Origin of the sequence: Oligosphaera ethanolica (genome assembly GCF_030814695.1) — a bacterium.
GTDB classification, from domain to species: Bacteria; Verrucomicrobiota; Lentisphaeria; order Oligosphaerales; family Oligosphaeraceae; genus Oligosphaera; species Oligosphaera ethanolica.
In genome coordinates this window covers 1770086-1795183 of record NZ_JAUSVL010000001.1, presented here as the reverse complement: position 1 = coordinate 1795183, position 25098 = coordinate 1770086, and the positions used below count along the sequence as shown (strand labels likewise).

Sequence of the window (25098 nt, the reverse complement as noted above, 5' to 3'; positions counted from 1 at the left end):
GAGCCTGGTGACGGGTACTATATACGCAGAGGGCGTCGTGGTTGGCCTGGGGAATGTTTTTTTCACCGCGTGGCCTACTGTGGGCGTCCTGTTGCAAAAGGCGCAAAGGTCATTACAATAGCGTTCCGGAAGCGCCCGGCGCAGTGCTGGCGCAGGCATGGATTTCACTTCAGGGAGATTGACGTGATGAGAAAACGCAGTGTGGTAGCTCCGGAATGGTGGGATTACACGACGATCAGCGACGACCTGGTCGCCGACGTGGCGAAGCTGACGGTGCGCGACCTGGAGCAGCTGTCGCGCCCCGGCTTCAAGGTCGTGATGTTTGACAGCATTGAAGAGTTCTATCTGGCGGAGGCCCTGGAGTATATCGAGGCGTGGCAGCAGTCGACGCCAGATAATCCCTGCGGCGTCTGCGGGCCGATCGGACCGACGGAGCAGCTGCCGCTGGTGGCCCGCATCGTCAACGCCACTGGCATGAATCTGGGGCGTTTGGGTGCGCATTTCTGGGGCATGGACGAGTGGGTGGAAAACGGCGTGGCCGTGAGCGCGGATCACCCGTTGTCCTTTTCACGCTGTGACAAGGCGCTGTGCTTTGACCGCATTCGGCCCGAGCTGCGCCTGCCGGAAGCGAACATGCATTTCCCCACCGGCGATCTGTCCGTGTACAGCCGGAGTTTTGACAGCGTCCGCTGCCGCTTGATGCAAGGGGGGCAGGGCGACACCAAGCACTGGGCGTTCAACGACCCGGTGAAGCGCGCCGGTGCCTACGCAGAGCGGCCGCCGACGCCGGCCGAGTACCGGCAGCTGGCCACCCGCATCGTGGATCTCCATCCCATGACCGTCATGCAGAACGCCCGGACGTCGGGCGGCGGCAATATCGCCATGGTGCCGACTGTGGCGGCGACGGTGGGGCCGCAGGAGACCTGGAAATGCGACAAGGTGTCCATCTGGCAGGCCGGTTGCCACGACAACGCCTTTGGCATGCGCCTGACCACGTTCATGATCAGCAAGGGCTTGGCGGATTCGGCCGTGCCCATGAGCCTGCTGGCGGATCATCCCAATGTCCAGTTCAATTTCTATCGCCCGGGCATTGGCCCCTGCGCCGTGGAGATGCACTAATGAGCGAAAAACCACGAGTTTTGGCCCTGGTGGCCCATCCGGACGACATTGAATTCATGTTTGCCGGCACCATGCTGATGCTGCAGGCGCGAGGCTGGGAAATGCACTGCATGACCATTGCCAACGGCAGCTGCGGCACGGCGGTGGACGACGTCGAGACGATCGTCGCCAAGCGGCGCGCAGAGGGCCAGGCGGCCTGCAAATTGGCCGGGGCCGTCTGGCACCCGGCGGTGTGCAACGACCTGGAGGTGTTTCACAACTGGGATGTCATCAGTCAGGTCCTCAGCGTGGTGCGCGACGTCCGCCCGCAGATAGTGCTCACGCAGTCGACGGACGACTACATGGAGGACCACATCAACAGCTGTCGTGTCGCCGTAACGGCGGCGTTTTGCCGTGGCATGCGCAACGCCCAGTGTCGGCCGCCGCGCCCGCCCATTCAGGACGACGTGGTGGTCTATCACGCGATTCCGCATGGTCTGATGGACCCGTTCCGGCGCCGCATTGAGCCGGAATTCTTTGTCAATATCGCGCCAGTCATGCAGATGAAATGGGACATGCTCAGCTGCCATAGCTCGCAAAAGGAATGGCTGGATGTGAGCCAAGGCATGGACGCATACCAGAAGGTCATGGTGGGCTTCGCGGCAGAACTCGGACGCCGCACCGGACGCTTCACCCACGCCGAAGGCTGGCGTCGGCGCTCGTGGCTGGGTTTCTCCGCCGAGGAAAAAGACCCGCTCCGGGACGCTCTCGGCGACGACGTCGCCATGAACCCGCTCTGGCACTAAACCATTTGTTTCTCCGCAGATGTCGCAGATTAACGCCGATTTTTGGCGCTGTGCCGTGTTGCGGTGCGGCAGTTCGCGCCGCCAAAGGTGCAGCGACAGGAAGCCGCTGTGCGCACGGCTCGTGTGGCCCGTGTGGCGGGGGAGACGTGCTGGGTACGGTCGGCGTGGATGACGAGGACGGTATAATGAGCCGTCTTGTCGGAGTGGGCGAGACGCCCACTCCACGGCCGCGAGATGTAATCGGTCAGTAACCACCCCGGTGGGGAATACACCGGGGACAATTTGCAGCAAACCCACGGCCATTCGCCGCCCAGCCATTGTACCTTGATATCCGCCGACCTTTGCGGCAGCGGGTTTCATGGGAGTAATTGATAACCGGCTCCCCGGCGCCTTTCGCTTTCAGCGCTGCTGCCGCTTCGCGGCCTGGGATGTCGGGCGCGCGAGTGGGCGCCTGCTGGTCTCTTGCGACGGCGCGGGCTATAAGCCCGCACCACGGCTGGGAGACAGGCGCGTGACGCTTCGGGAGACGGGCGCGCTTGGCTAAGCATACTGCGGGAAAGGCTAGTATCAATGACTGACCGCTTGCGGGGCAATCCACAATTCCGTTTTGGTGCTGCGGACTGCCGGGCAAGTCATGCTATATTACAAGTTTTCGCAATAACGTGTGGCAGTCGGCAGCACCGCGTGGATGCCGGCGTTTGTTTTGCATATAGTGCAGATGGTGATTCAAGGAGCGGATAATGAGGCGGACATTGGTGCGTGACGCGCTAGCCAGCCGTGAGTACGGCAAAGAGATGACGGTTGCTGGTTGGGTGCGTACTCGTCGGGATTCGAAGGCGGGCATGTCGTTTGTTGAATTGAATGACGGTTCCTGCATGGGCAATCTGCAGGTGCTGGCGCCGGCGAGTCTGGCCAATTATGCATCCGAGGTTACGCGTCTGCATCCCGGTGCGTCGATAAAAGTGACGGGTCAGCTGGTAGAGTCGCCGGCGTCCGGCCAGGCCGTTGAGCTGCAGGCCACGACCTTGACCGTGCTGGGCTTCTGCGATCCGCTGGAATACCCCTTGGGCAAGAGCCGCATATCCTTCGAGCGTCTGCGTGAAGTCGCCCATCTGCGGGCGCGCACCAACACCTTCGGGGCGGTGGCGCGGGTACGCAACGCCTTGGCCTTTGCCACTCACCGCTTCTTCCAGGAGCGGGATTTCTACTACTTCAACGCGCCGATCATCACCGCCAGCGACTGCGAAGGCGCCGGCGAGATGTTCCAGGTGACGACCCTCGACCTGGAGAAACCGCCGCGGGATCCCGACAGCGGCAAGATCGACTTCAAGCAGGATTTCTTTGCGCGGCCGGCCAACCTCACGGTCAGTGGCCAGCTGGAAGCCGAAACCCATGCCTGCGCCCTCGGCAATGTCTATACCTTCGGGCCGACCTTCCGCGCCGAAAACTCCAACACGACCAGGCATCTGGCCGAATTCTGGATGATCGAACCGGAAATCGCCTTTGCCGATCTCAATGACGACGCTGATCTGGCTGAGGACTATCTGCGCTTCCTGTTCCAGGAAGTGCTCGCGCGTTGCCCCGAAGACCTCAAATTCTTCGACCAGCGCGTGGAGAAGGGCCTGCTGGCAAACCTCGAAGCCCTCGCCAAGGCGGAGTTTACCCGCATCAGCTACACCGAGGCCATTGCCCTGCTGGAAAAGGCGGCGGACAAATTTGAGTTCAAGCCCTACTGGGGCGCGGACCTGCAGTCCGAGCACGAGCGCTATCTGGCCGAGGAGCTCTTCCACGGGCCGGTGATTGTGATGAACTACCCGAAAGAGATCAAAGCCTTCTACATGCGCCTGAATGACGATCAGAAGACGGTCGCGGCCATGGACGTGCTGTTGCCGACGGTCGGCGAGATCATCGGCGGCAGCCAACGCGAGGAGCGCCTGGATGTGCTGGAAGCACGCATCCGCGACATCGGCATGACTCCGGAAGATTACTGGTGGTATTGCGATTTGCGGCGCTTCGGAACCGTGCCGCATGCGGGCTTCGGCCTGGGTTTTGAACGCATGGTGCGTTTCTGTACGGGCATGGGTAACATCCGTGATGTTATTCCCTTCCCGCGCACGCCCCAAAGCGCTGAGTTCTGAATGGGCCCTGGTCCTCAAGACTGGACGTGCTGGTGAAACGGCAGGCCAGTCAGGGACGAGGTCGGACACGCCGGACAGCCCCCCTCGGGCGTATCGGCTGACGATGGTACGAGCACTGGCTAGAACGAAAGAAGGCTGAAAAGTATGGGCGGTTTCTTTGGCGTCGTCTCTGCAGGTAGTTGTGTTCAGGATCTTTTCTTTGGCACTGACTATCATTCGCACCTGGGCAATCAGCGTGGTGGTATGATGGTCTGGGGCGAAAAAGGTTTCAAACGCTTTATTCATGATATCAGCAACGCGCAGTTTCGCAGTAAGTTCCAAGTCGATGTCGATGAGCTCAAGGGCTCCCGCGGCATTGGCTGTATTAGCGATACGGGTGATCAGCCCCTGATCGTCTCGTCGCACCTCGGGACTTTCGGCATCACCACTGTTGGTGTGATCAACAACCTTGGTGAGCTGAGTCGCAACGCCTTCCGCAGCACCCGCGCGCATTTTGCCGAAATCCTGGGCGAAGGCGTGAATCCCACCGAGATGGTCGCCTCACTCATCAGTCTTGAAGCCAATTTTGCCGACGGCATCCGTTCGGCGCAGGATAAGATTCAGGGCTCCTGTTCCATGCTGCTGCTGGCCAAGGAGGGCGTGTACGCCGCGCGCGATCGATATGGACGCACGCCCGTGATCATCGGCCAGAAGAGTGACGGCAGCCTGGCGGCGACCTTTGAGACTTGCGCGCTGGACAACCTCGGCTTCAAAGTCGTGCGCCGGCTGGGGCCTGGCGAAGCCGTGCTGTTGCACGAACGCAATGGCATACAGCAGATTCTGCCGCCCCGCAAGACCATGCGGATGTGCGCGTTCCTGTGGATCTACTACGGCTTTCCCGCATCATGTTACGAAGGCATCAACGTGGAGGATGTCCGCTATCGCTGCGGCATGGCCTTGGCAGAACGGGATGGCAAACTGGACGTGGACGCGGTGGTGGGCGTGCCGGATTCGGGCACGGCGCATGCGTTGGGCTATTCGCACGCGTCGGGCCTGCCCTACAAACGTTCGTTTGCCAAGTACACACCGACTTGGCCGCGGAGCTTCATCCCCAGTGACCAGCCGACCCGCGAGCTCGTCGCGCAGATGAAACTGATTGCCATTGAGCGCTTTATCCGCGATCAGAAGCTGCTCTTCTGCGAAGATTCCATTGTGCGCGGGACGCAGTTGCGCGACACCTTCAAGCGCCTGCCCGAGCTGGGTGCCAAGGAGATACACGTGCGTTCGGCGTGTCCGCCCATCCTGTTCAATTGCAAGTACCTGAATTTTTCCCGTTCGCGGGCCTTGCTGGAATTGGCGGCGCGCCGGGCCATCCAGCATCTTGAGGGCGACTGCGAGGCGAATCTGGATCAGTACACGGATTGTACTACTGAGAAATATGCGGCGATGGTCGATCACATCCGTGAAGATCTTGGGCTGACGTCCTTGAAGTACCAGCGCCTGGATGATATGATTGCGGCGATTGGTATCCCGAAGGAATGCCTCTGTACCTACTGTTGGGATGGCTGCGAGCATGAAAATCCCGGGGACGAATAGATAGCACGACCGTTGGCCTTGCGCCGATCGGCCACCAGTTGAGGAAAACATGCCATGAAGTATTTTTCGCGTGACGTCTTTGCCTTGGCGCTGGCTCTGGTGCTGCTCGTGGGTGCCGTGTCGGTGTTTGCTGAAGGCTGGCCCCAGGCTGGCGTGGTGACGGCGACGCAGGTGAATGTCCGTGCCCGTCCCAGTACGCATTATGAGCGCATTGGCCAGTTTCGGAAAGACGACATCCTCACCGTCGTGAACATGAAGGACGGCTGGTATGAAGTCGAGCTCAATGACAACTTTGTCTGCTGGGTGACGGCCGACAGCGTCGCCACCAATGGTGACGTCGTGACGGAGCCGTGTCTGCTATACGCCGGCCCCAGTCTGGTGTTCACGTCCTTCGGCAAGGTGGGCAAGGGCAGCAAGTTGACGATAGTCGGGGCGGAGGCAGACAACTGGCGGCAGGTGCGGGTGCCGGACAAGGCGACGGCGTGGGTGAGCGCGGACTACATTGCCCTGCAGGACCCGCCGACACCAGTCAAGGCCGAGGTGGTCAAGAGCGCGGCGCCGGCGCCGGCGCAGGTGGCGCCACGCCTGACCGAAGAGCTCGCCCGTCAACAGGCGAGTCTGCAGGTGGAGGCCGAACGCCTGGAGGCCTTGCAGGCCGAAGCCGAGCTGATCAAACAGCACACCGCCGAACGGGAAAAGGAAATCGCCGTTCTGCGTGCGGAGGAAGAACGCATGCAGGCGATGAAAACCGACGCCGCCAAGCAGCTTGAGGCGGCCTTGATGGCCCGCGAGAAAGCCGATACCTCAGCCCGTCTGGAACAGATCCGCTTGGAAGACTTGAAGAAAGAGGCGGAAAAAAAGGCGCAGACGGTTAGTGCCGAACGGGCTAACTGGGAAGCCGAAGCCAAACGTCATGCCGACGCGTTGGCCAAGGCCAAGGCCGAAGCCGACCGCCTGGCTGCCGTCGCCAAGGCGGAAGCCGACCGCTTGGCCAAAGAACAGACCGATGCCGCTGCCCAGGCCGAAGCCCTGCGCGCAAAGGTCGTCGCCGCCGAATCCGCAATCAAGGACGGCAGCACTCGCCATGCCGAACTGCAGCTGGCCATCGCCGATGTGGAAAAAGAAAAGAACGAAGCACAGGCGCGATTGACAAAACTCCAGGAGGAGAAAAAAGCGGTCGATGTACAGGTGCAACGGGAAAATGAACTGCTGGATGCGCTGAAACAGCAGGCAGCGGCCATCACCCAGGAAAAACAGGCCGTCATGGTGCAGATTGAACAGGCCAAGAAGGAACGCGAAGAACTCGAAAACAAACGCCTGGCCGAGGAAAAGGCCCGCGCTGACGCCGACGCCAAACGCCAGACCGCAGAGGCCGAAGCAAAGGCCCGCGCTGACGCCGACGCCAAACGCCAGACCGCAGAGGCCGAAGCAAAGGCCCGCGCCGACGCCGACGCCAAACGCCTGACCGCAGAGGCCGAAGCAAAGGCCCGCGCCGATGCCGACGCCAAACGCCTGGCCGCCGAGGCCGAAGAGAAGGCCCTTGCCGATGCCAATGCCAAACGCCTGGCCGCCGAGGCCGAAGAGAAGGCCCGCGCCGACGCCGACGCCAAACGGCTTGAGGCAGAACGGCTGCGCCTCGAGGCTGAAAAGCTACCGCCGAAGTTCAGCGGTAATGGTCTGCTGGTGCCCCTGCGGCCCAACAGTGCCGGCAAGGCCACGCATGCCTTGTGCGAGCCCCGCGGTGAGCGGAAAGAGCTCGTGGCCTACTTGATAGCGCCGTATATCAATCTGCGGGAATGGGAAGATATGCGGGTGCAATTGGATGGCATGGACGTCCGTCCCGAAAACTGGCGCTACCCACTGATTGAGGTTCGTTCCATTCGTCCCGAACCCAAATGACAGCAGTGCCAGGCTGAGCAATGACCGTGCCGGGCTGAGCAATGCCGGCGTAGTGTTTTATCATCAAGGAGTTGATCATGAAGTACAGTGTGACCACAGTGTGTCTGCCCGCCCTGGACATGGCACAACAGGCGGCGCTCCTGCAAAAGCTTGGTTTCGACGGCGTTGAACTGCGGGTCCGGCGGGTGTCTGACGAGGTGCGCGCCAAGGCCGAACCGAGCAGCTGGGGCTATCACGTGAACGACGTCACGCCGGAAAATTTTGCGGAGAAGGCCCCAGCGATCCGGCAGATACTGTCGGATCATGGCTTGTCGTTGGCTGGTTTGGCGACGAACATGACCTGTCTTGACCTAGAGCAGTTCAAGCACGCGCTGGCTGGCGCGGTTGCCGCCGGGGCGCCCTTTATTCGTCTGGCTGCTGCGGCGGGCTACACGGGCAAGGACGGCGAGAACTACTGGTCCATTTACGGCGAGACTGTTGCCGGTTACGCGCGTTGCCTGGAATTGACCAAAGGCAGTGGCGTCAAGTTGGTGCTGGAGATGCATGGCGGGACGATCCACCCGAGTGCCTCGCTGGCCTATCGGATTCTCAGCCAGTTCTCGTCGTCGGCCGTGGGTGTGATTTACGACCCGCAGAACATGGTGAAGGACGGCTTTGAGACGCCGGCGTTGGCGCTGTCGCTGCTGGGCGATTATCTCGCGCATTGCCATTTTGGGGCGCATCGGCCGTTCCCCGGCGACAAAGACGCCAAGGGTACCGCGCAGTGGAAGTGGGAGGCCTGCAGCATGGCCGAGGGCCTCTTCAATTTCCCGCTGATTATCAAGTTGTTGCAGAAGCAGCAATACAGCCACTTTATCACCATCGAAGATTTCCGCGCCAATATCGCCCCGGAACTGAAATTAGCCGAGGGCATCCAGTATCTGCGGTCCTTGGAGGAGCAGGCGTAAGGACGCCGGATCAGCGCCGGCGGTGACGGCAGTGGCCATGTTGGCCGCTGCGGTGTGCGGTCCGGCTGCTCCCGGAGACCAACTATGCAAGGAAAAGTCATTGTTCTGGTGGATGGACCGGCGGTGCTGTTGCGGGTGCCGGCATTGCTTAACGGTTTGCGCGCGGCCGGGTTGTCGGTGACGGTCGCCAGCAGCGAGTCCGCCAATATCTTCATGCCGCCTTTGGCGTATTCGGCCCTGTCCGGCCATGCCTCGTTATCGTTTGCGGCATTGAGCAGCGAACGGCTGCACGAGGCCGATCTGGTGATGGCCGCGCCCCTGTCCCTGCAGCTGCTGGAGTTGCTGGCGGGGGAGGGCTGGGAAGAACGCCGTCAGGCGCTGAAACGGCCCCTGCTGGTCGCACCGGCACTGCTGCCGACGGACCTGCAGCCGGCTTTTATGGACGAACTGGCAGCACGGCTGGGGCCGCAGTTTGCGTTAATCCGGCCCAGCGCGGCGGCCGAGCCGCTCGGCGCTTTGGGTGCGCTCTGCGTGGCCTCGGTGGAGCAGTGCCTGGAAGCGGCGCTGACGGCGCTGACGCCGCAGGACTGTCGTGACATGCGTCTGCTGGTCACGGCTGGGCCGACGGCAGAGGACGCCGATCCCGCGCGCTACGTGACCAACCGTTCGACGGGGCGCATGGGCGTGGCCTTGGCGGTGAAGGCGGCGCGACGCGGCGCGAAAGTACTGTTGATTCACGGGCCGATGACCTGGCCGGTGCCGCCGCATGCGGGCATCGAGTGCTGCGCCGTGCGCAGCGCCCAGCAGATGTACGACGCGGTCACGGCGCGGCTGCCTGAGCATAACGCCGCCATACTATGCGCGGCGGTGGCCGATTATACGCCGGTGGCCTACTCCCGGGAAAAGATCAAAAAGGGCCAGGAAAGTACGTTCAGCCTGCTTTTGCAGCGTACACCGGACATTCTGGCAGCGGTGGGCGCCTTGCCCTCGCGGCCCTTTTTGGTCGGTTTTGCGGCTGAGACGCATGAGGTCGAGGCCAATGCGCGCGAAAAGTTGTACCGCAAGGGCTGTGACATGCTCTGTGCCAATGACATATCCGAGGCCGGCAGCGGTTTTGCGGTAGCTACCAATCGGGTGACGGTGCATCTTCGCGATGGCAGCAGTATCGAGTTGCCGATGCAGAGCAAACTGGAAGTCGCCGATGCCATTCTGGATCTGATGCTGGCCCGCTGGCAACAGGGGCGCTGATGCCCGCCGATGTCGCGGACCGCCCTCTGCGGAGCGATGTTGGTTTACCGCGGACTTATTGTTGACCTAATCGTTGTAGAGAGAGAAAGGGACGCCGATGGCGGTCACGCAGTTGGAGCAATTTTTGTATCAGGCGTTGTACGACGCCGCATTTGCGCTCCTCGCGGCGCAGCCGTGGAAGACACTCGGCGAGGACGACGTCTTCGCGGTGCAGAATCCTGACGACGGCGAACTGCAGTTCGCAAAAATCACTGGCCGCGAAGGCGACCAGTGCGAACTGACCATCTTCAGCGGCGCTCGCGGTTTGGACATACTGTGGTCCTTGAGCAACACGCCGGACATGGCTTTTGTCAGCGACCTATGCTGCGACGTGCCCGGGCTGTGTTTTGCCGCGGTGCCCAAGGGTATGCTGGACAGCCTGGACCGCGATATTGTCGCGGCCATCACCCTGCCGGAGGCCTTTGACGGCCATTATCCGGTTTTTCGCAGTCTTAGGCCGGGGTATTATCCCTCACGCCTGAACATCAGTGACATATGCTTGCTGGCGCATGTTCTGCGCCAGGCGACGGTGCTCGTGCGCGAGATCCAGAGCGGAGCGGCGTCCCTGGCGGTGGTGCCGGGTCACGAAGATGACTACGTGGCGAGGCTGGCCACCAAGGATGAACAGGGCGCCATCGCCTGGCGGACGGACCGCGTCACCATGATTCTCGACGAGCTGTTGCCGCGGTCAACGCCGACTGCGGACAGCGACGCGCTGGCGGCAGTCGCCGCCAAGCGCACCGGCAAGCAGGAACTGCGCCTCGAACTGCTGCTGGCGCCGCCCGATCCCGCACAGGCCGACGAGAACGGCGCCGTGCCTGCGACCTATGTCTTCCTCGTCAGCGATCATCAAAGCCGCAGCCCGCTTTGCGCGCAAATCGCCATGCCCGGCGCATCGCTGCTGGAATTTCGGCAGGGGCTGCCGGCTGTGCTGCTGGAGCTCCTCGGGCGTCTGCCCGCGCGGCCAAGGCGGGTTCACGTCGAACTGCTGTCGCTCCAGGACAGCATGAGCGAGATGCTGGCCGCCATGGGCGTCGCTCTGGATCAGCACGCCATGCCGCCGGAATGCGCCAAAGAACAGGCCGCGTTGCTCAAACAGGTCGCCGAAATGGACATGCCGTTGCCCGCGACACTGTGGTTCTGAAAGGGTAGGTCCCGCCGCGCATGCGCGCGGCATCATGCATCAAGCAGCATGACGCTGGACGCCGCCCCGCCTGAGGCGCTATCATGAGCTGTCCTGCTACTTGCAGGGCAACGCAATGGAAGTGGGGTTGTTGCCGGACAAGCCCTGCTGCCGCAAAGATCACCGCCGGGTTTCACACTGAGCCGAGTAGGAGCTACGCGTTAAGCAGTAGTTGCCGCAGTTGTTTGAGCCAGGCGATGGCTTCGGCGACATCGCGTTGCTGTTCTGGTCCGAGTGGCAGTTCGCGTTCGATGATCAGCGGGCCGCGGAAGCCATGGCCGACCAGCTGCGCCAGGAGCTCGGCGAAGCGGGTATCACCCTTGCCCAGCGGCGTTTCCTTGCCCATGTGGCCGGTCTGCTCGGGGCGACGGCCATCCTTGCAATGCACGACGCCGACGCGGTCGGCAAGCAGAGAGAGGAAATCGGCTGGGTCGTCCTGGTTGTAGATCAGCAGATTTGCCGGGTCAAAATTGACGCCGACGTTGTCCATGCCGATGTCGTTGAAGGTCTGTTGCAGCTCATGGGCGCTTTCCGGGCCGGTTTCGAAGAGGAAGCGCTGGCCATTTTCGTTGGCGAAGCGGGCGACTTGGCGCAGGTCGTCAATGAGCTGTTGGTAGTCGTTGTCGCCGTGTGCGGGCATTTTGCCCACATGGCAGGTGATGAAGTCGATGTGGTGCTGGCGGGCCCAGAGCATCTGTCGGCAGGCCGACGCGATGCGGCCGGCGCGGGGTTGCGGTGGGGTCAGGCCGAAGCCACCGCCGTCGGCCGTGAAGCGCTGAGCGGGGAAGGACAGGAACACCGACACGGCTTTGATGGCATGTTCCGCGAGCAGGCGCATGAGCGCGGCGCTGTTGTCGGCGCCTTGCTGGCCATGCAGCCAGTCTTCGCCGACGCGGGCGAGCTGGCAGCATTCGAGGCCGGCCTGGCGTAGGAACTGCAGGCGTTCCGGGGTGATGTCCGGCAGTCGCAAGAGAGTGCCGATGCTCAGAGCCTGTGACATGATCAAGTGCTCCGTCTATAGCGGTGGTGGTGGGCTGGGTTGATGGTCGCTACGAGAACGCAGTCGTAGCCTGTGCGCGTGGGTGGGGCTGTCCGTCGGGTGAGAGGGTAAAAAGTGCGCCCCAGCGCAGGCAGCATCCGGGGCGGGGGCGTTGGGGTAATTTTAGGACTTGAGGAATTTGAGGTCTTCGGCACTGAGTTTGGATTCGAAATCGGACTTGTTGGTGGCTTTCATGTAGGCCTCCATGCCGGAGATGCGCCCTTCCTTGAGCAGGGACATGAGTTCGCTGTCCATGGTTTTCATGCCGCGGCCGCTGGACTGCTCGATGATACTGCGGATATTGGCGATGGCGCCCTCGCGGATGGTCGCCGGCAGCGCTTCGTGGCGGAGGAGGATTTCGTGGACGGCGACACGGCCCTTGCCATCGGCAGTCCGGCAGAGTAGCTGTGAAACAACCGATGCGAGCGACTGGGAGAGCATGGCACGGATTTGCGGCTGCTGCTCGGCGGGGAAGGTGTCGATAATGCGGTCGACGGTCTTGGGCGCGTTGTTGGTGTGGAGGGTGCCGAAGACGAGCATGCCCATGGACGCGCAGGTCAAAGCCAAGTTGATCGTCTCCAGGTCGCGCATTTCGCCGACGAGGATGATGTCCGGGTCGGCGCGCATGGCGCCGCGCAGAGCGACGCTGAAGGCCGTGGTGTCGGCGCCGACTTCGCGCTGGACGATGATGGATTTTTTGTTTGGGTGGACGAATTCGATCGGGTCTTCAATGGTGATAATGTGCCTGGCCTGGGTATTGTTGATGTAGTCGATCATGGCGGCCAGGGTCGTGGATTTGCCGCTGCCGGTCGGGCCAGTCACCAGCACGAGACCGCGCGTGTACTGACAGACTTCGTGGAGGACCGGCGGCAGATGCAGTTCCTCAATGGTCTTGATGCGAGTCGGAATGATACGCAGAATGGCGCCCGGGCCGAAGTGATTGAAGAGGTAGTTGACGCGGAAACGAGCCAGGCCGGGAATCTCGTAGGCGAAGTCCTGGTCGAGGTTTTCCTTGTACCAGTCCCATTTGGCATCGGTGGCGATTTCGTGGAGAATGTCCTCCATTTCCTCGGGGCTGATGGCTGGGAAATCCAGTGGCGTGAGTTCGCCGTGGATACGGGTTTTTGGTGGCAGAGTGGAGCAGAGGTGCAGGTCCGAGCCGCCTTTGCCGACCATATCACGCAGGAAGTCATCAATTTTGGCCATGAGCATGTCCTTCTATCGTTAAGCTGAATCGCGGGTTGTGCTGTTTGTGGGGTGCAAGGGGACGATGGCGTGCCGCCGCGGGAACGCCGCTGGTTAGAACCACTTCCGTTTCTGATTGCCGCCGGCAGCGGCGGCCGCCGCAGTGGCTTCGGCTTTTTTGGTGCCCATGCGTTGCGCTTCGAAGACCTGCATTTCGCGGATAAGCTCCTGATTGCGGACGAAGGGGATGGTCTGGTCGTAGCTGCGCACGCCGGCCTTGAAGAGATCGACGTGACTTTGCTCCATGGTGCTCATGCCGATGTTGCGGCCGGTCTGGAGGGTCGAGTCGATCTGGAAGGTCTTGCCTTCGCGAATCAGATTGGAGATGGCCAGGGTGCCTAGCATGATCTCGGCGCCCATGACCACGCCGTCGCCGTTGATGTTGGTGTAGAGCTGTTGACAAATGACGCCCTTGAGACTTTCGGCGACCATCGCGCGGATCTGCGCTTGCTGGTTGTAGGGGAAGACGTCGAGAATGCGGTTCATGGTGTCAGCGGCGCTGCTGGTGTTGAGAGTGCCGATAACCAAGTGGCCGGTCTCAGAGGAGTGGATGGCCATCTCGATGGTTTCCAGGTCGCGCATTTCGCCGATGACGATGACGTCGGGGTCTTCGCGCAGGGCGGCGCGCAGGGCGTTGCCGAAGGAGCGCGTGTGGCTGTTCAGCTCGCGCTGGGTGACGTTGCAGCCCTTGGGATGATGGATGATCTCAATGGGATCTTCGACACTGATGATGTGGTCTTTGCGGTTGCGGTTGACGTAGTCGACCAACGCGGCCAGGGTGGTCGACTTGCCGCAGCCAGCCGGTCCGGTGACCAGAATCAGCCCCTGGTTGTTCGTGGTCAGTTTTTCCACAATTTCGGGATTCTTGAACCCGAGGTCGCGGATGGAGCGCACGGTCGAATCGATGATGCGGTAGGCGCCCGCTACGCCCAGGCGCTGCTTGAGCAGATTGGTGCGGTAGCGATCTTGGAGGGTGATGCTGTAGCTGTAGTCCAAGTCATGGTTGGCAATGAACTCCTCGCGCTGTCCTTCAGTCAAAGGCGCCAAATTCAGGCGTTCGGAGGCTTCCTTCGAGAGGATGTTCTGCCCGGGAACGTACATGACTTCCTTGTAGCGACGGACGAAGGGGTAGGCGCCAGCCGAAAGGTGGACGTCACTGCATTTTTCTTGGCGCGCCCGGTGGAGGAAGTCGTTGAGGAGATTTTTGGCCTGCGGGTAGTCCAGGCCAGCGGCTTCATTGAGGTCAGGCCAGCCTTGCAACCAAGCTGGCGCGTTGGCGGTGGGCAGCGGCCCGGCAGTGGAAATTGCCGTGGGACTGGCGGGGGCTGGTGATGCGTGAGCGGGGCGTGCGGCAGCGGCTGGCGCGGCCGGGGCCTTTGGCGTCAGGGGGGCGCTGGCAGACGAGAAGATGCTGCGGCTGGGGAACCCAAAAACGTCGGCTTCCTGCTTGCTCATGTCTTTGAGTTCGTTGAGCCGGTCGATGTTCGCGCAGAGCTCATTGTCGTGGGCGACTTGGATAATGAGGTCGACGGTCGGCGTCAGGTTTTCCCCTTCTATCGCCTCCAGGACGGCTATGCAGTCTTCGGCACTGAGTAATTTTTCTGAAACAACGTGATAGCAAAACCAGTCAATGTGTTTGGTGATATTTTTCTCGTTCATCAAAGACCTCAGTAGATGTGATTGGAGGAAAAAGAGCCTAAGTAGAATAGCCCCGAAAAGGCAAATTTAAATGTGATTGAGTAGAAAATGAAAAGGTTGATTTTGTCCCGTCGGGCGGGGAAAACGCCCATGTCGTCTTATATTTGGAGCAGCGGTGGTGGCCTGTGGCGCTGCTGTCGGTGCCTGGTTGGTTGTTGAGCTGGCGCGTGGCGACGTGCGCATTGAGGTCTGTCATCTGCAGTCCTAAGCGGGTTGCAGCAAAGGGAATACAGGTGTTTCATGCCTTCACAGAATGAATTATGGTATGCGGCTCGGATGACTCGGGTGGTGTATCGGCCGCCGCGTCTGCTGGAGACCTTTGGCGAAACCGTCGTGCAGTACTATGTGTTGTCCGAGGTCCCTGACGTGGACGAGAAGGTCCGCATGCGCCGGGGCGTGGTTCGTTCCGCCAGGCCGCGTGTCATCACGCCCCATTATTTCCTCCATGAGGCTTTGGACAATTTTGGGGAGGACGCCCGGCGCTACTTTGGGGATGTGTTGAACCGCAAGGACAGCATGCGCATTGTGCAGTACGGCCTGCGTTTCGAGAAGGAGGAGCACAACGAAGAGCTCCTCGGTGGCATGGTTGATGATATCGCCGAGCAGGTCGCCAAAGACGCCCAGGACAATTTGCGGGAGTTGCGCGGGGTCATGGTTGGGCCAGACCCGTTCTGGGAAGTGTCTCTGCTTGTCTTCCTCAATGAGCTGGTGAATCGCTCCGGCCCGCGCAACGCCCGCGAACTAGCCGCACGCGGCCTGCTGGACCTCGAGGGCGGCGTGCCTTGGGCAGTGCGCAATGAGATTCGCGACGATTTTGCCGCCGTGGACAGCCGGGATAAGGCCGAGGCCCTCGGCAAAAAACTGCGTGACTACGGCGTTTTTGATGAATACGAGGATCGCTTCTTCGATCTCTACCAGAAATACCGCTGACGCCCGGTTGGCGCGAGGCCAGCCGGGCTGGCCAATCAGTCGATAAGCGCGGCGGCTTCCTCCTGCAATTGCTTGAGGTGCTTGGCGCTGATGGTGCTTTCGGCGTAGACTTTCATGGTATTTTCGGTGCCTGAGGGGCGGATGGCGACCCAGCCGTGCGCCGTGCACAGTTTTAGTCCGCCGATATCGGCCTGGTTGCCGGCGGCGCGGGTCAGTTTGGCGGTGATGGGGTCGCCGCCGAGGGTCGTCGCCCTGATGTCCTCGGGTTTGAGTGCGGCGAGGCGCGCCTTCTGTTCGGGGGTGGCGCGTGAGTCAATGCGGCCGTAGAACGTCTCACCGAATTCGGCGACGAGGTCCTGGTAATGCTCAGCGGGGTCACGGCCGGTGACGGCGGTGATCTCGGCGGCCAGGAGGGCGAGGATGAAGCCGTCCTTGTCGGTCGTCCACACCTGGCCATTTTTGCGCAGGAAGCTGGCGCCGGCGCTTTCTTCGCCGCCGAAGCCCAGCGACGAGTCAAGCAGGCCGCTGACGAACCATTTGAAGCCCACAGGCACCTCCACCAGCCGGCGGCCGAGTTTTGCGGCCACCTTGTCAATCATGCAGCTGCTGACGACGGATTTGCCGACCCCGGCCTGCCGGGGCCACGCCGTGCGGGTGCTGAAGAGATACTGGATGGCCACGGCGAGGTAGTGATTGGGATTCATCAGGCCGGCGCTGGGGGTGACAATGCCGTGGCGGTCGAAATCGGGGTCATTGCCAAAGGCGATGTCGTAGTCGTTGCGCAGGCGAATGAGGCTGCCCATGGCGAATGCCGACGAGCAGTCCATGCGGACGCGGCCGTCGTGATCCAGGCGCATGAAGCGAAAGCTGGGGTCGGCATGGCCGTTGATGATGGTGATGTCCAGGCCGTAGCACTCGGCGATGGCGCGCCAGTAGTTGATGCCGGCGCCGCCGAGAGCGTCGGCGCCGATGCGGATGCCGGCGCGGCGAATGGCGGTCATGTCAATGATGGCGTCAAGATCGGCGATGTAGGGCGTGCGATAGTCGTACTCCTGAACGCAATCGGCAGCAACGGCCTGGGCGAGCCCGACGCGCTTGACGTCGGCGTTGCCGTTCTTCAGGTAGACATTGGCGGCGCTGGCGATCCATTTGGTCATAGCGGATTCAGCGGGGCCGCCGTGGGTGGGGTTGTATTTGATGCCGCCGTCTTCGGGCGGGTTATGCGACGGGGTGATGACAATACCGTCAGCGAGGCCCTCTTTGCGGCCGCGGTTGTAGCCGAGAATGGTGTGCGACACCACCGGCGTCGGCGTGAAGTCGTGATCGCGGGCGATGCGGGTTTGGATGCCATTGGCGGCCAGCACGCAAAGAGCGCTGCTGTGTGCTGGTTCGGAGAGCGCGTGGGTGTCCATCCCCAGGAAGAGCGGCCCGTCAATGCCGGCTTGCCGCCGGTAATCGCACACCGCCTGGGTGATTGCCAGGATGTGGCTTTCGGTGAAGCTGCCGTTGAGGGAACTGCCGCGGTGGCCCGAGGTGCCGAACACGACGCGTTGTTCCGGCTGCTCATAATCAGGCTGGGTGGCGTAGTACAAGGATACCAGGCGAGGAAGATTGACCAGCATGTCGGGGGGAACGGGCTTGCCGGCTAAGTTGTGATGCATGGATCGTGTGCTCCTGTGATCAATAATGGCTCGATGATGATAAAAGATGCTTGCTGGCGGCTGATAATGTAGTAGCTGCCCGCCGGCTGACAATGCGCCGCGCCCGCGAATGGGCGCAGGCAACGCGCCGTCGCGGCTGGAATGATCGTGACGACGACGTATCTATTCAGAACTGCCACCCCAAAAAATATAAATAGTCACCGGGTTAATTTGCGCTGAAAAACGCATCGGCGGCATATAACAACACGCAGATGGATTGATTAATAACGATGATCATATGTGATACTAATTTCTCTGTTGCGGCAGACTAATTGCGACGACATCTGCAGTGTCGCGGGTAGAGGTGAGGACGAAGCCATTTTGCTGCCAGTGGTATATATACAAATAGTGAAGTAAATGCCAATTGCAGAAAGTGGCTTGCATCCTGTAAATCTGTCATTATTTTTTCCGTGTTTGAGAGATTATTTGCTCTTCTCCTGTATATTTACTCTGTTAGCAGATGTGGAAGTGACAGGAACAAAGGGAAACAGCAATGAGCGAAACCCAAAAAGGTGCAAAAGCCATGACCGAAGATCGCAAAACCAGCATTAGTGAAGGCCGGAAACGTGCCAAGGAACAGCGCGAAGCAGCCGAGCAGCTTTTCGAACAGTGTGGCGGCATGCTGATCTCTTGGAAGTTCTGGAAAAAAGTTGACGCCGCGACGCGCGAAGAGATTCTCAAGGCCATCAAGAAAGCCAACAAGGCCGTCATTGATGCCGATATTCGCGCTCTCGAAAAGCAGCTCGCGGCCATGCGCGCCGCCAAGGACGGAATCGACGCCTGATAGGCCCGGTTCGTTCTAGTACAGCCTGACTAAAGCCGCCGTGGGATTTACCCCACGGCGGCTTTGTTGTGCGCAAGAGCTGAGGTGCTGGCGCTTCCGGGCGGCAGCTTGGCTGGGGCTGCTGCCCGGGGCGCACTGCCCGTGTTCAGCGGATAGCGGTCTGGAACTGGGCGGTGGCATCGGCGACGGCGCAAGCGGCCGACACGGGTTTTTCGAAGTCGGCGAAGACGCCGCGCTTGAGGATATAATCGCAGGCGTCGTCGGCGTCACTGGCGTCGAATTGGCTGTCAGCCTGGTCGAGTCCAGGCGCATTTTTTTCGTAGGTGCAGACGTAGAAGGCCTGGCCTGGCTGCAGGGTGAATTCGCGGACGATGATCGCATCTTTGCGGATGATGGCGAGCCAGCCGTGCTGGCCGTCGGGGGTGACGACGCCGGTGATGCGGGGCGTGTCGAGGCTGTCGTGCTCGTAGTCCATGGCCAGCATGACGGAGGCCATGGCATCACGGGGGGGCAGGCCGGCCTGGATCTTTTCGGCAACGGGATCGGTGTGGGAGCCGTTGCTGACGACGGCCATGCCGCGGGCGATACGCAGGCAGTTGTAAGCAATGTAGGGATTCTTCTGGATGTCGTTTTCAAAGCCGGCTTTGGGCACAATCGCTATGGCCTGGTTGAGTATCTTGGCTTCGCGATTGGGAAAAGAGCGCGATGAAACGCGATAGAGGGCGGCTCCACGGCCTTGGGGGGTGCAGGCGACTGCGACGATGCGTCCGACGTACATGATCATGTCCTTTGGTTGCTGGTGAAATGAAGATAAGAGGTGAGACTATCGGTTGAAGATGAGAACGAGAATAGCGCCCATGAAGCAGCCCATGGCGCAGCAGAAAAAGAGGTGGTTGAGAAGAATGCGGTGGCGAGCTTTGTCGCTAATCTCCTGATCGCGGATAGCTACGCGCAGGCGGTTGTGGCTGCCGAGAATACTGAGCATGGCCATGAGAGCGCTGCTGAACATCACGTGTTCACGCTGGGTGAAGAACTGTGACGCGAAAAAGAGGCTGGCAAAAGTCAGCATGATGACGATGGCCGCCTCAGTATAAATATTCCACGTTGCCGAACGGTTTTGCTGCGCTTTGTTGCCGGGGATGTTGGCCATGTGATGATGGCGCCAGGCAGCGATCAGCAAACCGAAACTGCCTATAATGAGAATGCCAAGTGCGGGGAGATTCACAGTGGAAGTCTTTCGGATAATCGTTGCGTCAGGGGGGTGGAAGGCATAATATAGCCTGAATAATAACGCCTGCCGGATGCATTGGCCAGGGACGACTGACTGCTTACGTTGTTGTCGCTTTATCTCTATTGCATGTTGGCTCAGGCGGAGTATTTTCTGCATGATTTGATTGCGTGCGAGTTGGTCGGCGGCGCTTCGTGATGGCGTGCTGGTTGTTTCGCAAACTGCCGGGTGCGTGTTTTACACGGCTGCAGGTCATTATCAATGGGAGTACGTGCAAAGATGAAGACGGCGTGGCTTATGTTGATTATCTGTACGCTGGGGGTATTTGCCGAGGGTGAACTGCCCCTGCTCTTACCCGCGCCGGCGCGTCCGGGCGAACTTCCCAAATGCCCAGTGCAGATTACGAACGAGGGCGCTTTGCAGCTTGGTCGGGTTTACGATCGCTCCCGGCATGAAATACGGGTGCAATTTCGCCATGCGGGTGAAGGCGCGATCCTATTTCGCGTCGCGCGCTCGACCTGCCCCTGCATTGCGGTGTTGGAAGCGCCCATGAACCTCAATCTTTTCCCAGGCGACACCTTTAGCCTCCGGCTTCAGCTTGACGCCTCGGCGCTCACTCCCGGGCCCTTCACCCGGCATGTGATCGTGGATTTCGGCAACTGCGAGAGCCTGCGCTTCGCTGTCTACGGTGAGTGTGTCCAGCCGGTGCAGGTGTCGCCGGGAACGGAAATGGACCTTGGCAGTTTTGAAGGCGTCGATGTGATGTGGAAACGGCATTTCGAATTGACGACGACGGCGCTGGCTGGCGATGCAGTCAGCTTTGTGGCGCCGGAGGCGAGCGAGCGTTTTGAGTTTGAGCTGAAGCCGTTGGCCCATGGCCGCCATGAGCTGGCGATTCGGCCCCGCCTGCCTTTGCCCTTGGGCGAATTTCACGAGCGGGTGAGTGTTGCGGTCAAAGGTCTGGAGAATTATAGCGATCTGCAGCTGCTGTTGCATGGCCATGTGCGTGGCCGGGCCTTGGTGGTGAAAAATCCGCTGCTGGAATTCACGCGGGCGGAGATCGCTGGTGGTGGCGCACAACAGCGTGAGCTAGCCATCATCCGGGTTGCCGCCGAGGGCGCCCAGGGCCGTGGCCGGCGCCGCTTGATGCCAGCTAGGCGGCAAGGCAATGGACAGCAGGTCACGGTGGATGAACAACAGGCCGGCACCAAGGCCATTTTTGCCAAGCTGGCCGAGGAACTGCGCTGGCAACCTGCGACGGGCATTACGGTCGAGATGCAGGCAGAAGACCTGCAACTGCGCCTGCGTCTGAGCTTGTCGTCCGAATTTCTGCAGCACAAGCCACTGCCGACGCTGAAGTTGTTCCGTGGCGACGAGTTACTGGGTGACATTGAACTCGTAGTCAAATAGCGCCCGTGAGCTCTGATGCTCGCGGTGTAATCGGTCAGTGTACACCCCGGCGCTTCGCTGGGACAATTTGCAGGAAACCCACGGCCCGCCGCCGCCCAGCCATTCGAACTTGATTTCCGCCGACCTTTGCGGCAGCGGGTTTCATAGGAGTGATTGATAACGGATGCACAGCATGCCTCTGGCTGGCGCGTGGGACGCGGCGTGCCTCGCCAATGTGGCGCCCTCCGGGCGCAATTCTAACGTGCTATCATACCCCGGGTTGCGGCGCCCTCCGGGCGCCTCAACCGGGGCTATGCATGGTGCGGCCCTCCGGGCCGAACTTGGCCGATCTGACGACTTGCTTTGTCCGGTTCGGGCCGAAAACCACCATCATTCGAGTGCCAAGTTTTGCGCCGTAGGCGCTTAACCATGCTTAACCCCAGGCTTTAGCCTGGGGACGCAGCCTGCCAACGGACAGTGCCTCGTAGAGGCACCACAGCTTTGGTTATCAATCACTGCCCGATTAGCTCGCAGTTGCTCGGCGGTACAGCCGAGCAATCCCGTCAGGCCCGGAGTTGTTCGAGAGCCGTGAGATATTTTTCTCGGGTTTGAGTGACGACGTCAGCAGGCAGCTTCGGCGCGGGCGGTTGGTGGTTGAAGCCGACGCCGTCCAGCCAGTCGCGGACAAATTGCTTGTCCAGGCTCGGCGGGTTCTGCCCGGGCTGATAGGAAGCGGCAGGCCAGAAGCGGCTGGAGTCTGGCGTGAGGACTTCGTCGGCGAGGGTGAGAACGCCGTTTTCGTCAAGGCCGAACTCAAATTTGGTATCGGCGATGATGATATCGCGGGTGAGGGCGTAGTCGGCGGCTTGGAGGTAGAGGTCCAGGGCCATATCTTGCAGCTGTTGCGCCAGGTCGGCGCCGACTTTGTCGCTGAGTTCGGCGAAGGAAATGGGCATGTCGTGGCCGGAGCTTTCCTTGGTGGTCGGCGTGAAGATGGGCTGATCAAGCCGCTCGCAGTTGGCGTAGCCTGCGCGCAGGGGGGTGCCGCAGACGGTGCCCTGCTGCTGATATTCTTTCCAGCCCGAGCCGGCCAGGTAGCCCCGTACGACGCACTCGACGGGGACAATGCGCAGCTTCTTCACCAGCATGGCGCGGTCCCGCAAGTCGTCCTTGGCTGCGGCTAGTGTCGGGGGAAAATCGTCCACGTCAGCCGTGATGAGGTGGTTAGGGGTGTCGGCAAAGAAATCGAACCAGAAGAGACTGAGCTGGGTGAGGACCTTGCCTTTGTCGGGAATGCCGTTGGGCATGACGCAGTCGAAGGCGCTAATGCGGTCGGTGGCTACGAAAAGCAGCTTGTCGCCGAGGTCATAGACATCGCGCACTTTACCGCGCTGGGGTGATGTCAAGCCGGGAATCTCGGTGGCAAGCAAGGCGCGGTTCTCGTCGTACTTCATAGGTAATTGGCCTTTCGGGTTGGGGGACGACGGGAAGAAAATGTAATGGAAAAAAGCGCAAGATGCAAATCACCCGGCTGATGTCCAGCGTGTTTTTTTATGGCGCCGGGATTTTCACTGTGGGCGGCTAGTGGTCGCGGTCGGTGATGAGCCATTGGCGCGGCGTAACGACGATGCCGGGGTGTTGGCGCAGGAATGCCTCGACGCAGTCGCGGGTGCTGATGCTGCTGTCACGGCAGCGGGCGGCCTCCGCCCGGATGATGCTGGTGAGCACGGGCAGGACGCCCGAGCCAGCGGCGGTGTGGCTGTTCATGGCCAGGAGCAGGCGCCCCGCCTGAACGTTGCCGGCGGTGGCTTTGGGCGCGCTGTTACCGGTGCCAGCCTCGCTGCTGTGGTGGGCATTATCGACCATGGTGGCTTTGCCGGCGCTGTTGATGCGACAGGAGCGTCCCCAGAGTCCGCAGAAGCGGTAGTTATCGCGCTGGGTCCATTGTTCGCTGACGATGGCGGCGAGTTCGTCTGGGGTTACTTCGGCGAGGACGATGTTGTTTTCGTAGGGGACGAGTTGGAAGAGATCGGCGATGGTCACAGCCGGGCCGTCGAGGCTTTTGGTGGACAACTTGCCGTGGATGACGGCGTCGGCGCCGGTGGCGTCGGCGATGGCCTGGCAGATGAGTTCGCTGGTGGCGCAGTTGACGCCTGGGCGCCCGCTGGCGCTGATGGGCCGGGCCAGGGCCGGGAGCACGATCTGCCGGCCGGCCTCTTTCGCCCGTGTGAGCCATGGGCGGAGGGCCTGTGCCAGCTGCGGACATTCAGGTGTGTCCGCGCCGACGGGCACGACTTCGGAAGCGATATCGACGACGCGGTGGGCGCTGATGTCCACCTGGGCCTGGATGACGCCCAGGCCCGCGCCGTGGCAGCCCGGCTGGACGTACCAGCTTTTCAGGCCGATGCGCTGGCCGGGGACCAGCCGGTGGCTGTGGGCGCCGAGAATGAGGTCGATTTCTGGGAAGCGCCGGGCGATGTCATTGATTTCATTGACGCCGCGGCTGTCCTTGAATTCGAACCATGCCTGGTGGGTGGCTAGGACAATCATGTCGGGCTTTGTGCGGTGCACGTCTGGGAGCACGCGTTGCAGCATGTCGGCGGCGCGTTCGATGTCGCATTGGGCGCTGTATTGCGGCAGCAGCCAGTTGGAGGTGAAAGACGCCTGGGCGCCGATGACGGCGACGCGGATGCCGTTGCGGATGAAGAGCCGCCACGGCGCCGGCGCGGGCTGGCCTTTGACGCGGAAGTTGTTGCCGAGGGCCATGTTGCCGGCCAAGGCGAGGAAGCGCTGGTACTGCTCCAGGCCGTAGTCGAGTTCGTGGTTGCCGGGTATCCACACATCGTAGCCGAGCTGGCGGAGGGGGACGATGGCGGTTTCGCCGCGGGAAAGCGCGGTGGTGAGGCTGCCCTGGACGGTGTCGCCGCAGTCAATAAGCAGGCACTGATCTTCGCCGTATTTCTGACGTTGGTCAGCGATGACGGTGGCCAGTTGCAGCCACGAGCCGGGTTGCGACGAGTCGCTGCGGTCGGCAGGCGTGAAGACGCCGTGGATGTCGGTACTCTGCAGAATGGTCAGCTGCCGAATCTCAGCCAGGCAACAGCCGACCAGGCACAGGATGATGACGATGACACGACGCATGCTTTACACACTCAGCTGTGGGGCGAGACGGCCCCGCTGGAGGAGGGAAATGAGGCCGTGGCGTAAGCCGTGGCAGTTAATGATCAGCTTCTCATGGCCTAGCGCGCACATGCTGCTGAACATGATGATCAGTCCGGCGGGAAAAACGCTGGCGCGGCCCGGCGGCATGCCTGGCAACGCCTGACGCGTGGCGCAGTCCATGGCGGCGATGCGGTCAAGCAGGCCGGCAATTTCGGCGACGCCGCAGTGACGGCCATGGACTAGGCGGGGGTCGAAGTCGTGGCGGGCGGCAAGGACGGCGCCCAACGTGGCGGCAGTGCCGCCAGTGGCACTAAGTACAGCTCTGCCGCCGTTTTTGCTGGCGGCGCATTGTAGGTCGGCGATGTCTTTGCCGGCGGAGTTGATGGCATCGCGGACGGCATGTGCGGCGTGTTCGCGTGCGTCGTTGCCGAATGCTTCGCCGAGGTCGAAACGGTCGCGCCAGCGGACGCAGCCGATGGGCAGGCTGAAGGCGTGGCCGAGTTGTCCAGGCTCGCCGGCGCTGAATTCCGTGCTGCCGCCACCGGGATCGATGTTGATGAAGGCTTGGTGTGGGGCGAAGGCGCTGGCGGCGCCGAGGAAGGTCGCTTCGGCCTCCAGGGCGCCGCTGAGGATGGTTGGTGCGTCCTGCAGGGCGAGTTCCTGTCCGCATTGGTGCATGAAAGCCGCGCCATTGGGCGCATCGCGGACGGCGCTGGTAGCGGCGGCGACCAAGGTGAAATGGCGGTAGCGGTCGCGCAGTTGGGCGAGCTGGCGGCGGACGGCGGCGAGGCTGCGGGCCATGGGCTCGTCGCGCAGACAATGGCCGTTTTTGGCGTTAGCGCCGGCGCCGAGCTGGGTGACCTCGCCGAATTCGTCCATGACCTGCAGTTGTCCTTGTTCATCGGCTTGCATGACGAGAGTCATGACGGTGTTGGAGCCGATGTCGAGCGCTGCGATGGTGGTGTTGGCGGTCATGGCGAAGTCGGTGAG

At 61.4% G+C, this 25098-nt stretch carries 20 protein-coding genes; 11 read left to right on the top strand and 9 right to left on the bottom strand.

Features of this window, described 5'->3' with window-relative positions:
- The first annotated feature begins 183 nt into the window (after nucleotides 1–183).
- From J3R75_RS06050 to J3R75_RS06015, 8 genes are all read left to right on the top strand, one after another.
- Entirely contained in the window at nucleotides 184–1119 is a 936-nt protein-coding gene (locus tag J3R75_RS06050) for a sugar phosphate isomerase family (protein WP_370882363.1), read from the top strand.
- On the top strand, nucleotides 1119–1904 hold the full coding sequence (locus J3R75_RS06045; RefSeq protein WP_307260480.1) for a PIG-L deacetylase family protein: 786 nt from the start codon (nucleotides 1119–1121) through the stop codon (nucleotides 1902–1904). Before J3R75_RS06050 ends, J3R75_RS06045 begins: the two co-directional genes overlap by 1 nt.
- A 740-nt stretch (nucleotides 1905–2644) precedes the next feature.
- On the top strand, nucleotides 2645–4042 hold the full coding sequence (asnS, locus tag J3R75_RS06040) for an asparagine--tRNA ligase (protein WP_307260479.1): 1398 nt from the start codon (nucleotides 2645–2647) through the stop codon (nucleotides 4040–4042).
- Between the two features lie 144 nt (nucleotides 4043–4186).
- The gene (locus tag J3R75_RS06035; protein ID WP_307260478.1) at nucleotides 4187–5617 is read left to right on the top strand and encodes an amidophosphoribosyltransferase; all 1431 of its coding nucleotides are present in this window, start codon (nucleotides 4187–4189) and stop codon (nucleotides 5615–5617) included.
- Nucleotides 5618–5671: 54 nt separating this feature from the next.
- Nucleotides 5672–7516, top strand: coding sequence for an SH3 domain-containing protein (locus J3R75_RS06030; RefSeq protein WP_307260477.1), 1845 nt, complete (start codon nucleotides 5672–5674; stop codon nucleotides 7514–7516).
- 77 nt (nucleotides 7517–7593) lie between these two features.
- Nucleotides 7594–8463: a sugar phosphate isomerase/epimerase family protein gene (locus J3R75_RS06025; RefSeq protein ID WP_307260476.1), complete on the top strand. Its 870-nt coding sequence runs from the start codon at nucleotides 7594–7596 to the stop codon at nucleotides 8461–8463.
- A gap of 84 nt (nucleotides 8464–8547) precedes the next feature.
- Nucleotides 8548–9711, top strand: a complete 1164-nt coding sequence (gene coaBC / locus J3R75_RS06020; protein WP_307260475.1) for a bifunctional phosphopantothenoylcysteine decarboxylase/phosphopantothenate--cysteine ligase CoaBC — start codon at nucleotides 8548–8550, stop codon at nucleotides 9709–9711.
- A 97-nt stretch (nucleotides 9712–9808) separates the two neighbouring features.
- Nucleotides 9809–10894: a DUF7309 domain-containing protein gene (locus tag J3R75_RS06015; RefSeq protein ID WP_307260474.1), complete on the top strand. Its 1086-nt coding sequence runs from the start codon at nucleotides 9809–9811 to the stop codon at nucleotides 10892–10894.
- 193 nt (nucleotides 10895–11087) lie between these two features.
- Here J3R75_RS06015 and J3R75_RS06010 read toward each other — a convergent pair whose 3' ends face one another.
- The 3 genes from J3R75_RS06010 to J3R75_RS06000 form a co-directional block, all read right to left on the bottom strand.
- Nucleotides 11088–11933 carry a sugar phosphate isomerase/epimerase family protein gene (locus J3R75_RS06010; RefSeq protein WP_307260473.1) on the bottom strand — a complete coding sequence of 282 codons (846 nt, stop codon included), beginning with the start codon at nucleotides 11931–11933 and terminating at the stop codon, nucleotides 11088–11090.
- A 162-nt stretch (nucleotides 11934–12095) separates the two neighbouring features.
- Entirely contained in the window at nucleotides 12096–13178 is a 1083-nt protein-coding gene (locus tag J3R75_RS06005) for a type IV pilus twitching motility protein PilT (RefSeq protein ID WP_307260472.1), read from the bottom strand.
- 93 nt (nucleotides 13179–13271) lie between these two features.
- Nucleotides 13272–14876, bottom strand: coding sequence for a type IV pilus twitching motility protein PilT (locus J3R75_RS06000; protein WP_307260471.1), 1605 nt, complete (start codon nucleotides 14874–14876; stop codon nucleotides 13272–13274).
- Between the two features lie 279 nt (nucleotides 14877–15155).
- On the opposite strand from J3R75_RS06000, the gene J3R75_RS05995 reads away from it, so the two are divergent.
- Complete coding sequence (locus tag J3R75_RS05995) at nucleotides 15156–15845, top strand: hypothetical protein (RefSeq protein WP_307260470.1); 690 nt, start codon at nucleotides 15156–15158, stop codon at nucleotides 15843–15845.
- Nucleotides 15846–15880: 35 nt separating this feature from the next.
- Here the strand turns inward: J3R75_RS05995 and pgm are convergent, their stop codons facing one another.
- Nucleotides 15881–17506 (bottom strand): phosphoglucomutase (alpha-D-glucose-1,6-bisphosphate-dependent), encoded by a 1626-nt coding sequence (pgm, locus tag J3R75_RS05990; RefSeq protein WP_307260469.1) that lies wholly within the window; start codon nucleotides 17504–17506, stop codon nucleotides 15881–15883.
- Between the two features lie 532 nt (nucleotides 17507–18038).
- On the opposite strand from pgm, the gene J3R75_RS05985 reads away from it, so the two are divergent.
- Nucleotides 18039–18329: a hypothetical protein gene (locus tag J3R75_RS05985; RefSeq protein WP_307260468.1), complete on the top strand. Its 291-nt coding sequence runs from the start codon at nucleotides 18039–18041 to the stop codon at nucleotides 18327–18329.
- A 145-nt stretch (nucleotides 18330–18474) separates the two neighbouring features.
- Here the strand turns inward: J3R75_RS05985 and J3R75_RS05980 are convergent, their stop codons facing one another.
- Both J3R75_RS05980 and J3R75_RS05975 read right to left on the bottom strand, forming a co-directional pair.
- Nucleotides 18475–19107 carry an IMP cyclohydrolase gene (locus J3R75_RS05980; RefSeq protein ID WP_307260467.1) on the bottom strand — a complete coding sequence of 211 codons (633 nt, stop codon included), beginning with the start codon at nucleotides 19105–19107 and terminating at the stop codon, nucleotides 18475–18477.
- A 45-nt stretch (nucleotides 19108–19152) separates the two neighbouring features.
- The gene (locus tag J3R75_RS05975) at nucleotides 19153–19554 is read right to left on the bottom strand and encodes a hypothetical protein (protein WP_307260466.1); all 402 of its coding nucleotides are present in this window, start codon (nucleotides 19552–19554) and stop codon (nucleotides 19153–19155) included.
- A gap of 264 nt (nucleotides 19555–19818) precedes the next feature.
- Between J3R75_RS05975 and J3R75_RS05970 the strand changes: the two genes are divergently transcribed.
- Nucleotides 19819–20967: a hypothetical protein gene (locus J3R75_RS05970; RefSeq protein ID WP_307260465.1), complete on the top strand. Its 1149-nt coding sequence runs from the start codon at nucleotides 19819–19821 to the stop codon at nucleotides 20965–20967.
- 542 nt (nucleotides 20968–21509) lie between these two features.
- On the opposite strand, the gene J3R75_RS05965 is transcribed toward J3R75_RS05970, so the two are convergent.
- The 3 genes from J3R75_RS05965 to J3R75_RS05955 all read right to left on the bottom strand — a co-directional run bounded on the left by J3R75_RS05965 (nucleotide 21510) and on the right by J3R75_RS05955 (nucleotide 25083).
- On the bottom strand, nucleotides 21510–22400 hold the full coding sequence (locus tag J3R75_RS05965) for a phosphoribosylaminoimidazolesuccinocarboxamide synthase (protein ID WP_307260464.1): 891 nt from the start codon (nucleotides 22398–22400) through the stop codon (nucleotides 21510–21512).
- Between the two features lie 127 nt (nucleotides 22401–22527).
- Nucleotides 22528–24087 carry a bifunctional metallophosphatase/5'-nucleotidase gene (locus J3R75_RS05960; protein WP_307260463.1) on the bottom strand — a complete coding sequence of 520 codons (1560 nt, stop codon included), beginning with the start codon at nucleotides 24085–24087 and terminating at the stop codon, nucleotides 22528–22530.
- A 3-nt stretch (nucleotides 24088–24090) separates the two neighbouring features.
- Nucleotides 24091–25083: a Ppx/GppA phosphatase family protein gene (locus J3R75_RS05955; protein WP_307260461.1), complete on the bottom strand. Its 993-nt coding sequence runs from the start codon at nucleotides 25081–25083 to the stop codon at nucleotides 24091–24093.
- Nucleotides 25084–25098 lie beyond the last annotated feature (15 nt).

Coding starts and splice junctions, on each gene's coding strand:
- J3R75_RS06025 (WP_307260476.1), top strand. CDS start 7,594: ATGAAGTACAGTGTGACCACAGTGTGTCTGCCCGCCCTGGACATGGCA.
- J3R75_RS05995 (WP_307260470.1), top strand. CDS start 15,156: ATGCCTTCACAGAATGAATTATGGTATGCGGCTCGGATGACTCGGGTG.
- coaBC (WP_307260475.1), top strand. CDS start 8,548: ATGCAAGGAAAAGTCATTGTTCTGGTGGATGGACCGGCGGTGCTGTTG.
- pgm (WP_307260469.1), bottom strand. CDS start 17,506: ATGCATCACAACTTAGCCGGCAAGCCCGTTCCCCCCGACATGCTGGTC.
- J3R75_RS06005 (WP_307260472.1), bottom strand. CDS start 13,178: ATGGCCAAAATTGATGACTTCCTGCGTGATATGGTCGGCAAAGGCGGC.
- J3R75_RS06010 (WP_307260473.1), bottom strand. CDS start 11,933: ATGTCACAGGCTCTGAGCATCGGCACTCTCTTGCGACTGCCGGACATC.
- J3R75_RS05965 (WP_307260464.1), bottom strand. CDS start 22,400: ATGAAGTACGACGAGAACCGCGCCTTGCTTGCCACCGAGATTCCCGGC.
- J3R75_RS05985 (WP_307260468.1), top strand. CDS start 18,039: ATGAGCGAAACCCAAAAAGGTGCAAAAGCCATGACCGAAGATCGCAAA.
- J3R75_RS06015 (WP_307260474.1), top strand. CDS start 9,809: ATGGCGGTCACGCAGTTGGAGCAATTTTTGTATCAGGCGTTGTACGAC.
- J3R75_RS05955 (WP_307260461.1), bottom strand. CDS start 25,083: ATGACCGCCAACACCACCATCGCAGCGCTCGACATCGGCTCCAACACC.
- asnS (WP_307260479.1), top strand. CDS start 2,645: ATGAGGCGGACATTGGTGCGTGACGCGCTAGCCAGCCGTGAGTACGGC.
- J3R75_RS06045 (WP_307260480.1), top strand. CDS start 1,119: ATGAGCGAAAAACCACGAGTTTTGGCCCTGGTGGCCCATCCGGACGAC.
- J3R75_RS06035 (WP_307260478.1), top strand. CDS start 4,187: ATGGGCGGTTTCTTTGGCGTCGTCTCTGCAGGTAGTTGTGTTCAGGAT.
- J3R75_RS06030 (WP_307260477.1), top strand. CDS start 5,672: ATGAAGTATTTTTCGCGTGACGTCTTTGCCTTGGCGCTGGCTCTGGTG.
- J3R75_RS06000 (WP_307260471.1), bottom strand. CDS start 14,876: ATGAACGAGAAAAATATCACCAAACACATTGACTGGTTTTGCTATCAC.
- J3R75_RS05970 (WP_307260465.1), top strand. CDS start 19,819: ATGGGAGTACGTGCAAAGATGAAGACGGCGTGGCTTATGTTGATTATC.
- J3R75_RS05960 (WP_307260463.1), bottom strand. CDS start 24,087: ATGCGTCGTGTCATCGTCATCATCCTGTGCCTGGTCGGCTGTTGCCTG.
- J3R75_RS05980 (WP_307260467.1), bottom strand. CDS start 19,107: ATGTACGTCGGACGCATCGTCGCAGTCGCCTGCACCCCCCAAGGCCGT.